General features: G+C 73.9%; 11 protein-coding genes. 5 read left to right on the top strand and 6 right to left on the bottom strand.

The annotated features are described in order from the left end of the window. Positions 1-89 precede the first annotated feature (89 nt). Complete coding sequence (locus ICW24_RS09035; protein ID WP_226345397.1) at positions 90-953, top strand: polysaccharide deacetylase family protein; 864 nt, start codon at positions 90-92, stop codon at positions 951-953. A 212-nt stretch (positions 954-1165) separates the two neighbouring features. Here ICW24_RS09035 and ICW24_RS09030 read toward each other — a convergent pair whose 3' ends face one another. Together ICW24_RS09030 and ICW24_RS09025 are read right to left on the bottom strand one after the other, a co-directional pair. Continuing rightward, complete coding sequence (locus ICW24_RS09030; RefSeq protein WP_226345396.1) at positions 1166-3385, bottom strand: HelD family protein; 2220 nt, start codon at positions 3383-3385, stop codon at positions 1166-1168. Between the two features lie 179 nt (positions 3386-3564). Continuing rightward, positions 3565-5025 carry a protein adenylyltransferase SelO gene (locus ICW24_RS09025; protein WP_226345395.1) on the bottom strand — a complete coding sequence of 487 codons (1461 nt, stop codon included), beginning with the start codon at positions 5023-5025 and terminating at the stop codon, positions 3565-3567. A gap of 148 nt (positions 5026-5173) precedes the next feature. On the opposite strand from ICW24_RS09025, the gene ICW24_RS09020 reads away from it, so the two are divergent. Beyond that, complete coding sequence (locus tag ICW24_RS09020; RefSeq protein WP_226345394.1) at positions 5174-5419, top strand: ribbon-helix-helix domain-containing protein; 246 nt, start codon at positions 5174-5176, stop codon at positions 5417-5419. Then, positions 5413-5757 carry a type II toxin-antitoxin system PemK/MazF family toxin gene (locus ICW24_RS09015; RefSeq protein WP_226345393.1) on the top strand — a complete coding sequence of 115 codons (345 nt, stop codon included), beginning with the start codon at positions 5413-5415 and terminating at the stop codon, positions 5755-5757. The genes ICW24_RS09020 and ICW24_RS09015 overlap by 7 nt, the downstream gene beginning before the upstream one ends. 68 nt (positions 5758-5825) lie before the next feature. On the opposite strand, the gene ICW24_RS09010 is transcribed toward ICW24_RS09015, so the two are convergent. The 4 genes from ICW24_RS09010 to ICW24_RS08995 all read right to left on the bottom strand — a co-directional run bounded on the left by ICW24_RS09010 (position 5826) and on the right by ICW24_RS08995 (position 12810). Then, a complete protein-coding gene (locus ICW24_RS09010; protein WP_226345392.1) occupies positions 5826-7001 on the bottom strand; it encodes a L,D-transpeptidase in 1176 nt (391 codons plus the stop codon). 211 nt (positions 7002-7212) lie between these two features. Next, complete coding sequence (locus ICW24_RS09005; RefSeq protein WP_226345391.1) at positions 7213-8313, bottom strand: aminotransferase class V-fold PLP-dependent enzyme; 1101 nt, start codon at positions 8311-8313, stop codon at positions 7213-7215. A 93-nt stretch (positions 8314-8406) separates the two neighbouring features. Further along, entirely contained in the window at positions 8407-12033 is a 3627-nt protein-coding gene (locus ICW24_RS09000) for an MMPL family transporter (protein ID WP_226345390.1), read from the bottom strand. Positions 12034-12105: 72 nt separating this feature from the next. Further along, the gene (locus ICW24_RS08995) at positions 12106-12810 is read right to left on the bottom strand and encodes a TetR/AcrR family transcriptional regulator (protein WP_226345389.1); all 705 of its coding nucleotides are present in this window, start codon (positions 12808-12810) and stop codon (positions 12106-12108) included. A 121-nt stretch (positions 12811-12931) separates the two neighbouring features. Here ICW24_RS08995 and ICW24_RS08990 point away from each other — a divergent pair, with 121 nt between their 5' ends. Both ICW24_RS08990 and ICW24_RS08985 read left to right on the top strand, forming a co-directional pair. Then, entirely contained in the window at positions 12932-13918 is a 987-nt protein-coding gene (locus ICW24_RS08990; protein ID WP_226345388.1) for an ABC transporter ATP-binding protein, read from the top strand. Further along, on the top strand, positions 13915-14793 hold the full coding sequence (locus tag ICW24_RS08985; RefSeq protein WP_226345387.1) for an ABC transporter permease: 879 nt from the start codon (positions 13915-13917) through the stop codon (positions 14791-14793). Before ICW24_RS08990 ends, ICW24_RS08985 begins: the two co-directional genes overlap by 4 nt. The last annotated feature ends 4 nt before the right edge of the window (positions 14794-14797 follow it).

The raw sequence follows: 14797 nt of genomic DNA, 5'->3' as shown, positions 1-14797 counted from the left end.
CCTCGCAAGGAGATTGCGGGGCCGCGCGGTCGTCGTTCCGCTCACGTTCGCGGACCGAGCTGCCGATAGGACCTCGGCAACGGGGGACGATGGCAGGGGTGTCGGGTGCGGGTCTGGAAGATCGTGGCCTCCGTCGCCATCGTGCTGGCCGTCGCCGTCGTCGGCCCGGTCGTCGACGCCTGGCGCCACGGCGGGTCCGCCCTCGGGCTGCCCCTCGGCATCGCCACCGCGCCCGGTCTCCCGCGGCCCACCGTGACCGTGACCGCCGCGCCCACCGACGAGCCCGCCGCGCCACCCGAGGCGGAGCCGAGCACCCCGCCCGCGACGCGTCGACCGTCGACCACCCCCGCCGTCCCGCCGTCGTCGGCGGGCGGCCGTCCGCCGACGCACGACGCGAGCGGCCGGCCGATCCTCTACCTGACGTTCGACGACGGGCCCGACCCCACCTGGACGCCGGCCGTGCTGCGGCTGCTCACCGCGCACCGGCCCAGGCCACGTTCTTCCAGGTGGGCCAGGAGGTCACGCGGTTCCCGGCGCTCGCCCGGAGCGTGCGGGCGCAGGGCCACCTCATCGGGAACCACACGTACACGCACCCGTGGTTGACGGGGAAGCAGGCCGCGGTGGTGTCGAGGGAGCTCGCCGACACCGACGCCGCGCTCGGGCTGTCCACGCGCTGCGTGCGCCCGCCCGGCGGGTTCGTCGACGCGAAGGTGACCCTCGTCGCCTCCCGGCTCGGCAAGTCCGTGGCCATGTGGGACGACGACACGAAGGACTGGGCCCGCCCCGGCACCCCCGCCGTCGTCGCCTCGATCCTGCGCGACGCGGGCCCCGGCAAGATCGTGCTCCTGCACGACGGCGGCGGGGAACGCTCCCAGTCGGTCGCCGCGTTGGGCCAGGTCCTGCCCGTGCTCGCGGCCCGCGGGTACGTCTTTCGCGGCCTACCGTCCTGCTGATCGGTCGCGAGGGATCATCACCGGGGCCCGGGTCGCGGAGCGCCAAGAACCGTACCGACGACATCGACGGGCCCCCCGCCGGAGGGCCGACGCTCTGAGCAGGCCCGATACGGAGCGGCGTCGGATCGATGTCGTCCGTACGGTTCTTCGATCGACGGCATCGCCTCGCGCGAGAGCTCGGGTTGCGTCGGCCCAACACCCGGCCCTGACGCTCAGGGCCGGAGCACGATCATCCGGTGCGCGGCGCGGGTGAGGACGACGTAGAGCACGCGCGCGCCGCCGGGGGACTCGGCGACGATCTCGTCGGGGTCGACGACGACGGTCGCGTCGTACTCCAGCCCCTTGGTCGAGAGAGGGTCGACGACGCTGACGCGCGCGTCGGGCCGCGTCTCGCCCTCGTCGAGGTCGGCCAGCGCCGACCGCCACGCCGCGGGGGCGACGACGGCGATGGCGCCCTCCACCTCGCTGCGCAACGTCTCGACCGCGGCCCGGGTCTCCTCGACGAGGCGAGCGGCGCCGACGACCTCGTCGATCGGGTCGACGCCCGACTCGCGCACGGCGTCGGGGATGTCCGCGTCGGGCATGACGGCGGTGATGACGCGGGCGGCGTGCTCGAAGATCTCGCGCGCGTTGCGGTAGTTCGTGCTCATGTGGAACGAGCGGCGCGGCAGGGAGCCGAACGCCTCGTCGCGCGCGGCGTCGGCCTCGGCTGCGTCGGGCCAGGACGCCTGCGCGGCGTCGCCGACGACGGTCCACGACGCCCAGCGGCCGCGCCGCCCGATCATCCGCCACTGCATGGGGGAGAGGTCCTGGGCCTCGTCGACGAGGACGTGCGCGTACTCCGACGGCGGCTCCATCGGGGTCCGCAGCAGGGCGTCCATGCCGGTCGGGGTGCCGTGGCTCGTCTGCCCGAGGCGGCGGCCCGTGCGGGCGCTCGTCGCGTGGCCGAGCTCGGAGACCTCGCCGAGGGCGTCGTCGAGCTCGTCCACCTCGTAGAAGCCGCGCTCCTCCTTCTCGACGCGGATGGGTCCGAGGCGGGCGGCGAGGTCGTCGACGAGGGCGGCGTCGGCCACCGACCACGAACTCGCCGAGACGGCCGCGCGCACGGACGCGCTCAGGGCGTCGGCCTGCGCGGGTTCGAACACGCCGGCGCAGTAGGAGCGGGCGCGCTCGGGGTCGCCCAGCCAGAGCAGCACCTCGCGGGGATCGACGCCCCGACCCCACGTGCGCAGGAACGACTCGACCTCGCGGGAGGCGGCGAACGCCTCGAGGAAGTCGGCCTTCTCGCCCTCGTGCACCTGGCGCCACGCGGCCTCGGCGAGGGCCTGCTCCAGCGCCGGTCCGGATGCGTTGCGCTGCTGGCGGCGGAGCACCTGGGAGCGCACGCGGTCGAGGTCGCGTGACGTGAGGTGGATCGGGCGGCCGGCGATGAACGTCCGCAACTGGGTGGGCGCGCCGGGGATCGCGTCGCGGGACGCGCGGGCGAGGACGCGGCGGATCGCGAGCGACCCCTTGAGGCGGGCCACGTCCGGCGGGTCGAGGCGGGCCGTGGTGATCGACTCCACGACGTCGCCGACCGAGCGCAGCGTGACCGAGTCCTCGCCGAGGGAGGGCAGCACCCGCTCGATGTAGGCCGTGTACGCCGCCGACGGGCCGACGACGAGGATCCCGCCGCCTTCGAAGCGACGCCGGTCGGAGTAGAGCAGGTAGGCGGCGCGGTGGAGGGCGACGACGGTCTTGCCGGTGCCGGGCCCGCCCGTGATGAAGGTGACGCCGCGGGCAGGGGCGCGGATCGCCTCGTCCTGGTGGGCCTGGATCGTCGCGACGATGTCGCGCATCCGCCCCGAACGGCTGCGACCGAGGGCGGCGAGCAGCGCGCCCTCGCCGAGGACGACGAGATCGTCGGGGGCCTCCGCGACCATGAGGTCGTCCTCGAGGCCGACGACCCTCTCCCCGAGGCAGCGCAGCACGCGGCGACGCAGCACCCCGAGCGGCTCGACGGGGGTCGCGCGGTAGAAGGGGGCGGCGGCGGGTGCGCGCCAGTCGATGACGAGCGGCTCGTACTCGTCGTCGCGGACCCCGAGGCGGCCGATGTAGCGGGCCTCGCGGTCCTCGCCGGTCGAGCCGTCGGCGTGGTCGAGGTCGAGCCGCCCGAAGACGAGGCCCTCGTACTGCCGGTCGAGGGCGTGCCGGCGGCGGCTCGCGTTGAACATCAACGCGTCGCGCTCGAAGAGGCCGGTGATCTCCTCGTCGCGGACGTCGCCCGTCCGGTCGGTCCGGCCGCGCGAGAGCCCTTCCACGGCGACGAGTTCGGCCCGTCGCCCCGCCTTGACGAGCTCGGCGTACACCCGGTCCACGTGAGCCTGCTCGATGGCGATCTCCCGGGCCAGCAGGTCGTCTCCGGTGCCGGGGGTGCGCTCGTCGGTCGTCACGAAACCGCCTGTCGTCGTTCGATGGAGTCCTCGCGCCGCGTCACGGATCGAGCGATGGCGCGAAGAGGGGAGAATCAAGTCTACCCAGGGCCCGCCGGCTCCCACCCGGCCCGTCGGCAGGGGGCGGGTCGTCGTCGCGGCCCGGGACGCCGGACGGAGCGAGGGGGTGCGGAGGAGCGTCAGGTCCCGCAGTACGTGACGTGCGGCATCGCGTCGGCGGGCGCGGGCCCGGCGAGGTCGGCGTACTCGGGGCGTTCGTCGAAGGGGTGGGACACGGCGTCGACGAGGCGCTGCACCGGGTCGAGGTCACCGCCCACGGCCGCCTCGAGCGCCTCCTCGACCCGGTGGTTCCGCGGGATGTACACGGGATTGACCCGGTTCATCGCGGCCGCGACGCTCTCGCCGTCGGTGCCGCCGCCCCGCAGCAGCGCCTCGCGGCGCGCGGCCCAGGCGTCGAACCGATCGGTCAGTCCGGCCGGGAACAGCGTCCGCGCGTCGCCGGCGGCCAGCGCGCGGAAGAAGCCCGTGTGGTCGACGCGGCCCTCCGCCAGCAGGGGCAGCAGGTCGGTGACGAGGGCGCGGGTCGACTCGCCGGGGGCCACGCCGAGCTTGGCGGCCATGCCCCGAGAAACGGCCTCGTCGTAGGCCGGCGCGAACGCGGTGAGGACCCCGGTGGCCGCCTCGACCGCGGCCTGCTCGTCGGTGTCGACGAGCGGCAGGAGCGTCTCCGCGAGTCGGGCGAGGTTCCACTGCGCGACGGCCGGCTGCTGCCCGTAGGCGTACCGGCCGCCGTGGTCGATGGAGCTGAAGACGGCGGCCGGGTCGGCGGCGTCGACGAACGCACACGGGCCGTAGTCGATCGTCTCGCCCGAGATCGTCATGTTGTCGGTGTTCATCACGCCGTGGACGAACCCGACGAGCATCCACCGCGCCACCAGCTCGGCCTGGGCCCGGACGACGCGGGCGAAGAGATCGAGGTAGGGGTTGCTCGCGTCCGCGGCGCCCGGGTGGTGGCGGGCGATGGCGTGGTCGGCGAGGTCTCGCACGAGGGGCGGGCCCCCGGTGGCCGCCGCGAACTGGAAGGTGCCGACCCTCAGGTGGCTCGAGGCGACCCGCGCGAGCACCGCGCCGGGCAGCATCCGACCGTCGCGGAAGACCTGCTCCCCGGTCGTGGTGACGGCCAGCGCCCGCGTCGTCGGGATGCCGAGAGCGTGCATCGCCTCGCCCATGACGTACTCGCGCAGCATCGGCCCGAGGACGGCCTTCCCGTCGCCGCCCCGCGCGAACGGCGTCCGCCCCGAGCCCTTGAGGTGCAGGTCGCGCCGCCGCCCCGCCGCGTCGATCACCTCGCCGAGCAGCACCGCCCTCCCGTCGCCGAGCCGCGGCGAGTACATGCCGAACTGGTGGCCGGAGTACGCCTGCGCGTACGTCGTCACCCCGTCGGGGACGGTGCCGGTGAGCAACCGCGCCCCCTCCGGCTCGCGCAGCGCCTCCGGGTCGACCCCCAGCTCGCCCGCCACGTCGGCGTTGAGCAACCGCACCACGGGGTCGGGCGCCGTGGCCGCCTCCCAGGGCAGCGACAGCGCCGGCACCGCGCGGGCGTAGGTGTCCTCGAAGCGGAACGGCGTCGCGTCGGTCATGGTTCGAGCCTACGGACCGGGCATCCGGCGCGGATCGCCGCGGGAGGTCGAGGAGTGAGTCGACGGGCTCGTCGCCGAACAGCCGGGCGCGATGCACCCACCGCACGGGCCTGCTCGACGGTAGGTTATACCGAGTTATACTGCGAGGGTGAAGACAGCAATCTCCTTGCCGGACGAGACCTTCGAGCAGGTGTCCCGGCGTGCCGAAGCCCTGGGCATGAGCCGGTCGGAATTCTTCGCGCAGGCCGCCAGGCGCTATCTCGACGAACTCGACGCCCGATCCCTGACCGACCACATCGACGACGTCCTCACCCGGCTCGACCTGCACGACGACGGGACCGACGACGCCGTCGACGTCGGTCGGCGGCGGCTCGGCGCGAGCGACGAATGGTGACGCGTCGATCCGAGATCTTCTGGGCCGACCTCGGGCCGCCCGTGGGCAGCCGACCGGCGACACGGCGACCGGTGCTGGTGATCCAGGCGGACCCGTACAACGAGAGTCGCCTGGCGACGGTGCTCGTCGCCGTCATCACCTCGAACACGGGCCTGGCCGCCATGCCGGGCAACGCGTTCCTCCCCGCGGCTCTGACCGGCCTGCCGCGGGACTCCGTCGTGAACGTCACCGCATTGCTCACCCTGGACACCGCCGACCTCACGGACTACGTCGGGAGACTCTCCCCGGGCCTGATGGAGGAGGTGGATCGCGGGCTCCGCGGCGTCCTCGCGCTGTGAGGCATCGGCCGGGGGCTTTCTGTCGCGCTCACTGCGGCTCGCACGCTCGCCTGCGTTCGCCGTTTTGATCACAGAGCCGAGCGGGCCTGCCACTGCGCGTACGTGAAGTTCCAGATGCCGCCGAGGCCGTTCCACGTCTCGGCCTTGCGGCCGGTGCCGGTGGTGACGACGGGGTCGCCGATGAGGGTGCGGGAGTAGAGCCAGGCGGCGGCCGAGGGGGAGAGGTTCGTGCAGCCGTGGGAGACGTTGCGGCGGCCCTGGTCGCCGACCGACCACGGGGCGGCGTGCAGGAACTCGCCCGAGTCGGTGATGCGCTGGGCGTGCGTCACGGTCGTCACGTACGGGTCGGCGGCCTCGCCGCGCATCGTGTACGGCGTGTGCTTCTCGTAGACGATCTTCGTGCCCGACCGCGTCGTGTGCCCCGGCTTGCCGAGGGAGACGGGGAACGTGCCGACCGTCTTGCCGGCCTGCGTCACCGTCATCTCGTGGGTGTCGTCGTTCACCGTCATGCGCAGGTCGCGTCCGACGGTGAACGCCACGGTCCGCTTCGTGCCGCCGAACAGTCCCTTGCCGAGGTGGTGGTCGGCGACGTCGATCGCCGCCGACACCTTCGTGCCGGCCGGCCAGAACGTCTTCGGACGCCACAGGACCGTCACGTCGTCGGCCCAGCCCCACGAACCCGTCACGGGGGGAACGGTCTTGATGCTCAGATGGCGCTCGAGCGCGGCCTTGTCGGGGACCGCCCGGCTGAAGCGGAGCTGGATCGGCATCCCGACCCCCACGACCTGGTCGTCGCCGGGGTTGACCCGCGTCTGGATGCGCGGGGCGTCGTTCGTCGTGAAGGCGAAGGTCCGGCGCGCCTCGACGCCGTCGGCGTTGCGCCCGGTCACCGTGGCGCGGTAGGCCGTCTTCGGGGCGAGCACCCCCGAGAGCCGCCACGCCTGCGGCGTCTTGCTCCATCGGGCGAGCGTCCCGTCGGGCGCGACCGAGGCGGGCAGGGGCGTGCCGTCGGCGCGTTCGACCCGCACGTCGGTGACCTCGCCGCCCTTGGCGCCGAACGCGACGAACTGCGTGGCGAGCACCGGGTCGACGCCGCCCTTCGGCGTCGCCATCGAGACGGTCGCCGGCGGGGCGGGCGTCTTCGTGGGCGGCGCCTCGCCCTGCGGTGCGGCCCCGCCGCTGCACGCGGCCAGGCCCGTCACGAGCAGGCATGACGCAATGGCGACGGCACGGCGGGTGGGCAACGCGACCTCCGGGAGGGTGTGAGCGGTCCTCTCCCCATCGGTCGGAACCGGCGCAGCACAAGCACTTTCGGGTCACGAAGGCCGAGCGTGCCCGGACCGCCCGGCCAGGTCTCCCCGAGCCGCGGAAAGACGGGTGTTCCGGGTCGGGTCGGGGTCGGGGCGGCGGTCGAGCTCGGCCCGGCGGGCTCGGGTCAGGTCAGGTCAGGTCAGGTCAGGTCAGGTACGGAGCCAGCAGCTCGACGGCGCGTCCCACGTCGTCGGGGGTGTTCGGCAGGTGGAACGACAGCCGCAGCCGCCCGGCGCGCATCGCGGCGGTGATGCGGTGCCGCGCGAGGGCCGCGGCCACCTGCTCGGGAGCCACCCCGGGCGCGAGGGGCACGCTCACGATCGGCGACCCGCCCCGCCCCTGGCGCACGCCCACGGCGTCCCGAAAGGCGTCGGCGAGCGCGATCGAGTGGGCGCCGACGGCCCGCACCCCCACGCCCTCGAGCAGCTCCAGCGAAGGCCGGGCCCCGACCCAGGCCGGCCACGCCGGTGAGACGTCGAACCGCCGGGCCGTGTCGGCCAGCCGCAGCGGCCCGCCGTAGATACTCGACCACACGTCGCCGCCGGCGTACCAGTTCGCCGCGTGCGGGACGATTCCGTCGAGCCGGTCGGGGCGCACCGTGAGGAAGGCCGCGCCGCGCGGGCAGAGCAGCCACTTGTAGGCGGCGCACACCGTGTAGTCCGCCCGGCGCGCGTCGATCGGGAGCCACCCGGCGGACTGGGTCAGGTCGAGCAGGAGCCGCGCGTCGCGGGCCTCGCACGCCGCGACGAGCGCGTCGAGGTCCGCCATGGCGCCGTCCGCGGACTGGACGAGGCTGACCGCGACGATCGTCGTCTCGTCGGTGACCGCCTCCGCGAGGTCACCCAGGGGGACCTCGCGCACGGTGATGCGGGGCTCCTGGGCGAGGAACGGGAACGAGACGCTCGTGAAGTCACCGGCCGCGAGCAGCACGGCCGCGCCGTCGGGCAGGCTCGCCGCGACGAGCCCGACGAGCGCGCTCGCCTGGCTGCCGATCGCCACCTCCTCCGGGCCCACCCCGACGAGCCGGGCGTACGTGGCCCGGCTCGCGTCGACGGCGTCGTCGAAGTCGCCCGCGTTGAGCTCGCCGCTCGCGATCGCGTCGACGGTCTCGTGGAGCGCCGCCGTCGTCCGCGCCGGGGGAAGACCCATCGACGCGGTGTTGAGGTAGAGGGTGGTCGGGGCGAACTCCCGTTGCGCCCGCTCGAGGCTCAGGGATCCCGCCCCGCCCGGTGTGCCGTCGGTCATCGTGACTCTCCCGTCGTCGGTGGCCGGTCGGGACCCGCCCGGCGGCGACCGCCGAACGGGTGCCGGCGGTCGGCGGGCGGGCACCCGGCGGGATCAGACGGTGCTGGGCTCCCGCTCGCGCCCCTGCTCCTCCAGGGTGGCCTGCTCGTCCGCCGCGCGCTGGGCGAGCAGCTTGGTCCCCTCGACGTCGAGGTCGGGCAGGATGCGGCCGAGCCAGGCCGGCAGGTACCAGGCCCGCTCGCCCAGCAGGTGCATGAGCGCGGGCATGATCGTCATCCGCACGACGAAGGCGTCGAAGATGACGCCCGCCGCCAGGGCGAAACCGATCGGGCGGATCATCGCCGACGGCGCGTGGACGAAGCCCGCGAACACGCCGACCATGATGAGCGCCGCGGCGGTGACGACCTTCGCGCCGTGCGAGAACCCGGTGCGCACGGCCGTGCGGGCCGCGTGACCGTGCGCCCACGCCTCGCGCATGCCGGACACGAGGAACATCTGGTAGTCCATCGCCAGCCCGAAGAGGATCCCGATGACGAGCGTCGGCAGGAAGCTGAGGATGACGCCCGGCTGCGAGACGCCGAACACCGAGCCGAGCCAGCCCCACTGGTAGACGGCGACGACGGCGCCGAACGACGCGGCCACCGAGAGCAGGAACCCGCCCGTCGCGAGCAACGGGACGATGACCGACCGGAAGACGAGCAGCAGCAGCAGGATCGAGATGCCCACGACCACCGCCAGGTACTTCGGCAGCGCGTCCGCCAGCAGCTCCGACATGTCGATGTTCGCGACGGTCTGACCGGCGAACCCGATCGAGTCCACCGCGGTCGCGTCGACGATCTGCCCGCGCTCGTCGCGCAGCTCGTGGATGAGCTGCTGGGTGGCGTCGTCGTTCGGGCCGCTGCCGGGCACGATCTGGTAGACGAGCGTGCGGTGGTCGTCGCTGACGGCGGCGGGGACGACGTACTCGACGTCGTCGTGCGCCTTGAGCTGCTCGGCGACCGTGAGCTGCAGCTCGGTGACCTGGTCGTCGGTCATGGCGTCGGCCTGCGCCGGGTCGACCTTGGCGACCGCGAGGATCGCCGCGTTCTGACCCGGGCCGAAGGCCTGCGAGATCGTCGAGTAGGTGCGGTAGGCCGTCGAGTCGTGCGCCTCCTGCGAGGCGTCCGGCAGGCCGAGCTTGAGGCTCGCCGCCGGCAGCGCGACGAGGCCGAGCAGCAGCACCGACGCGGCCACGGCGATGACCGGGTGCCGGGTGACGAGCCCGCCCCAGCCGCGCCCGCGCGCGGCGTGGTGCGCCGCGCGGGAGGCAGCAGGTTCGCCGGCCTCCTCGGCGTCCGCCTCGGACTCCTCCTGCGCCCACGACTCCTTCAGCGCGCGGCGCGCCTTCGGCGAGAGCACCCTCGGGCCCATCAGGGAGAGCAGCGCCGGCGTGAGGGTGAGCGCGACGAGCACCGACGTCGCGACCGTCGCCGCCGCCGCGAGACCCATGACCCCGAGGAACGGGATCCCCGTGACCGTCAGGGCCGCGAGGGCCACGACGACCGTCATGCCCGCGAAGAGCACAGCGCTGCCGGCGGTGCCGACGGCCCGGCCGATCGACTCCTGGACGTCGACCTCGCCCGAGGCAAGCGTCTGCCGGTGCCGGTGGACGATGAACAGGGCGTAGTCGATGCCGACCGCGAGGCCGAGCATGACGGCGAGGGCGGGCGTGACGTCGGTCATCTCCACCCAGTGGGTGAGCGCGAGCATCCCGGCCACGCCGGTGCCGACGCCGATCATCGCGATGAGCAGCGGCAGCCCGGCCGCGAGCAGCGACCCGAGCATGACGATGAGCACGATCGCGGCGAGGACGATGCCGACGACCTCGCTCGCCCCGCCGACGGAGATGCTCTCAGCGATGTCCTTGGAGTAGTCGACCCGCACGCCGGCGGCGTCGAGCGCCCCGGCCGACGCGGGCAGCTCGTCCTTCGTGCTCTGGGGGACCTCGTTGAGGGGGGCGTCGAACGACACGTTCGCCATCGCGACGTGCCCGTCCTTGCTCACCGACCGGAGGCCGTCCATGAGGGCGAGGCGACGCTCGCCCTGACGGAGCTCGACCGTCTTCTCGGCGATGGTGGTGCGTCCGTCGGACAGCTTGGCCTCGCCGTCCTTGAGCTGCTTCGCCGCCGCGTCGAGATCGACGCGGCCCTGCGCGAGCTGCGCCTTGCCGGAGGACAACTTCGCCCGGTTCGCCGCGATCTCGGCCTTGCCCGCGTCGAGCTTCTCTCGGCCGGCTGCGAGCTGGGCCTCGCCGTCGCGCAGCTGCGCCCAGCCGGCCTGCAGCTTGCGCTCGCCGGCGGTGAGCTCGGCGGTCTTCTCGCGCAGCGTCGCGCGGCCGGCGTCGATGTTGCGCTGGTTGGCGGCGATCTCACGCTTGCCGGCGGCGAGCTCGGCGGTCTTCTGGTCCAGCGTGCGGCGCGCGGCCACGAGGGGCGCGCTCTGCTGCTTCAGCTGCGCGGCGCCCGCGTCGAGCTGGGCGGACTGCTGCAGGGCCTGCTCGCCCTTGGTGATCTCCGCCTCCGACGCGTTGAGGCGCTCCGTGGCCGCCGCGATCTGGGCCTCCAGCGCCGCGATGCGCTCGGGGTCGGGCGCGGCCGCGACCCGGGCGAACACGCCGACCGCGCCGGCCACGGCCTCGGTGCTCGTGGGCGCGGGCGTCGACGTGGGCTCCTCGGCCGGCGCGTCGTCGGAGGGGGTGGGCGTGGGTGCGTCGGTGGCGCTCGGGGAGGGGGAGGGGTCCCCGTCGGTCGGCTTGGGGGCGTCGGTCTCGTTCTTGAGCGCCTCGAGCTCGGCCCGCTGCGCGGCCACCTGCGCCCGACCCGCCTCGAGGCGGGAGCGCGCGTCGGCGAGTTCGGCCCGCGCGGCGGCGATCTGCTTGCGACCCGCCGCGATCTTGGCCTGCGCGGGGGCGAGCTGCTTCTCGCCCGCCTCGACCTTCGCGCGCGCCGCCGCGAGCTGGTTCTCGCCGTCGGCGAGCTGGGCCTTCCCGGCGTCGAGCTTGCGCTGACCCGCGTCGAGCTCGGCGCGCCCCGCAGCGAGCTGCTCCTTCCCGTCGTCGATCTTCGCCTGGTTGCGTTCGAGCTCGGCGCGACCCTGCTCGAGCTTGCGGGCGTTGGCGACGATCGCCGCCTCGCCGTCGGCGAGCTGCGCCGCGCCCTCGTCGAGCTGGCGCTCACCGTCGGCCAGCTTGTCGGCGTTCTCGTCGATCTTCGCGCGGCCGTCGGCGATCTCGACCTTGCCGTCGGCGATCTTCTTCGCGTTCTCGCGGATCTCCTTCTCGGCGTCCGCGAGCTTCGTCTTCCCCTCCGCCAGGTCGGAGCGGCCCTCGTCGAGGTCCTGCTGCGTCGCGAAGGGGTTGCTCGCCTCGTCGACACCCTGGATGCCCGACCAGGCCTTCGTCACGCGGGCGACGGCGTTCTTCTGCTCCTGCGTGAAGGGGGCGCCGTCCTTCGTGGAGAACACGACGCCCGCCGAGCCGCCGGCCGCGTCGGGCAGCGAGCGGTCGAGGTCGTCGAGCACCTGCTGGAACTCGGTGCCGGGGATCGACAGCTTGCTCGTGAACGGCTTCTGGAGCGCGGCCGCGGCGCCCCCGACGGCGGCGACGACGAGGATCCAGACGAGGACCACGGCCCAGGCGCGACGGGCGGCGAGCCGGCCCAGTCGGTAGAGGTAGACGGCCATGCGGGCACTCCTGACGGGGTGGAGGAGGGTGGTTCGAGAGGCGGCTGGTCGCGGGGTCGGCGACGAGCCGGATCAGTGCGGGCCGAAGGTGGGGCGCACGACGTCGATGGCCCGGCCGACGGTGTCGAGGAACTCCTCGAGGGCGCGCTCGTCGACGTCGCCGGTGTGACCGGCCAGCCAGAGCCGGCGCCCCTGGTCGAAGGCGGTGAGCAGGACGGCGGTGCACACCATGCGTGGCAGAGGGTCGGCGTCGGTGTCGAGTCGGCGCCGCACCCAGTCGAAGGCGAAATCGTTGACCCGCTCGGCGTGCGCCTCGAGGGCGTAGCGGCGGGCGGCGGGGATGCGCTCGACGATGCGCCACGAGCGGGTCGCCTCCGTGAGGAGCTCGACGGTGAAGATGCCGCGCAGCACCGCCTCCATCGCGTCGGGAAGGGGCGCACCGTCGGGCTGGGCGTCGAGGGTCGCGCGGACGCGGTCGAGGACCTCGTCGGCGCCCGCGGCGATGAGCGCGTCGACGGAGGAGAAGTAGTTGAAGAACGTGCGGCGCGAGATCCCGGCCGCGTCGGCCACCCGCTCGGCCGTGAGGGCGTCGACGCCGTCGGTCTCGACGAGGTCGTACACGGCGGCCACGAGGGCGGCGCGCGTGCGGGCCTTGTTGGCCTCGCGGCGGCTCGGGGTCGCCGTGTCCGACGTCGCGCAGGCGGGCTCCGGGGCGGCCGTGCCGGGCGGCGAGCCGAGTGCCGGGCGGGAGGGCGCGGCGGTCGAGGGCGTGGTCACGTCTTCGACGGTAACCCCGTCGATGCGCACCGTGCAAAGTTGCATACCGCGCACGGCGGCATGCTTGCGCAATCGACAAACCTCTTGTCAAGAACGTAGCAGGACTACTACATTTTCGAGCATGACCATCTCACCGCTTCCCACGGTCACGCTGCCGGAGGAGCCGCCCGGCGCCACCGTCGAGGTCCGGGACCTGCGCATGAGTTACGGCACCACGCCGGTCCTGCGCGGCGTCGACCTCACCGTCGGCGCGGGGGAGGTGGTCGCCCTCCTCGGGCCCAACGGCGCCGGGAAGACGACGACGATCGAGATCCTCGAGGGCTTCCGGGCGCCCTCGGCCGGGCACGTGCGGGTGCTCGGCGTCGAGCCGATCACCGGCGACGAGGTGTGGCGAGCCGACCTGGGCGTCGTGCTCCAGTCGTGGCGCGACCACGGCCGGTGGCGGGTCCGTGAGCTGCTCGCGCACCTCGCCGGCTTCTACGTCCCCTACTCCACGCCGCAGCGGCCGCGACCCTGGCCCGTCGACGACCTCCTCGACCGGGTCGGGCTGGCCGACAAGGCGAATCGTCAGATCCTCACCCTCTCGGGCGGGCAGCGGCGGCGTCTCGACGTCGCGATCGGGCTCGTCGGGCGGCCGCGGGTGCTCTTCCTCGACGAGCCGACCGCCGGTTTCGACCCGCAGGCCCGACGCGACTTCCACGACCTCATCCGGTCCCTCGCCGACAGCGACGTGTCGATCCTGTTGACGACCCACGACCTCGACGAGGCCGACAAGCTCGCCGACCGCGTCCTCGTCCTCGCCGGCGGGCGGATCGTCGCCGACGGCAGCCCCGACGACCTGCGCCGCTCCGTCTCGACGACCGCCGAGGTCCGCTGGGCCCGCGACGGGACGACCCACGTCCACTCCACGGACGACCCGGTCACCTATCTGCGCGGGGTGTTCGGCGCGCCCGGCGGGCCGTTCACCGACCTCGAGGTCCGGCGGGCGAGCCTCGAGGAGGCCTACCTCACCCTCGTGCACCGGGTCGAGACCGGCGCCGATGTCGACCACGCCGAGGCGCGCCGCCTGCTGTCCGCCGTCCCCACTCCGACCGAGGAGACCTCATGAGTGCCCCGGCGTTCCCCCCGTCGTTCGCGGCCCGCATCGGCGCGGTCCTGCGTGGCGCGCTGCGGCAGACGGCGATCGAGCTGCGCATCCAGCTCCTGTCGCCGATGCTCGCGAGCTGGCTCTTCCTGCCCGCGGTCGGCCTCATCGGCCTGTCCTTCCTGCGCGACGCGCCGGTCATGGACAGCGCGATGAGCATCGCCCAGCTCGGGGTGCCCGGCATCCTCGTGATGACGCTCGTCACCTCGGGGCTCCCGGGCATCGCCGGCCAGCTCATCACCGAACGCGACGACGGCACCCTGCTGCGCGCCAAGACGATCCCCGGAGGGGTGACGAGCCGGCTCCTCGGTGACGTCCTCGTCACGGCGGGCACCGCGCTGGGCCCGATGCTGCTGCTCATGGCGGCGGCCGCCCCGTTCTTCGACGGCGTGACGCCCGCCTCGGCCGGTGGGTGGTGGACGCTGCTGTGGGTCAGCGTGCTCGGCCTCACCGCGACGCTGCCGTTCGGGGCGCTCTGCGGAGCGCTGCTGCGCAACGCGATGTTGCTGTGGACGCTCGCCATCGGCCTCTACGCCCTGCTCGCGATCAGCGGCGTCTTCTACCCGATCTCCTCCCTGCCCGGGTGGCTGGAGGTCGTCGCTCAGGCCCTGCCCGTGTACTGGATCGGCCTCGGGCTGCGGCACGCGGTTCTGCCCCCAGAGGCGGTCTCCCTCGAGCTCGGGCAGTCGTGGCACGTGCTCGAGACGGTGGCCGTGCTCGGCGGCTGGACCCTCCTCGGGCTGCTCCTCGCCCCCGCCGCGCTGCGCCGCATGGCCCGGCGGCAATCGGGATCGCAGCTCGAGGAGGCGCGCGACCGCGTCCTCGCGCGCGGCTACTGAGCGG

Origin of the sequence: Agilicoccus flavus, assembly GCF_014857905.1 — a bacterium.
Taxonomy (GTDB): domain Bacteria; phylum Actinomycetota; class Actinomycetes; order Actinomycetales; family Dermatophilaceae; genus Agilicoccus; species Agilicoccus flavus.
The sequence above is the reverse complement of the archived record's forward strand: the minus strand, read 5'-3'. Positions and strand labels throughout refer to the sequence as shown.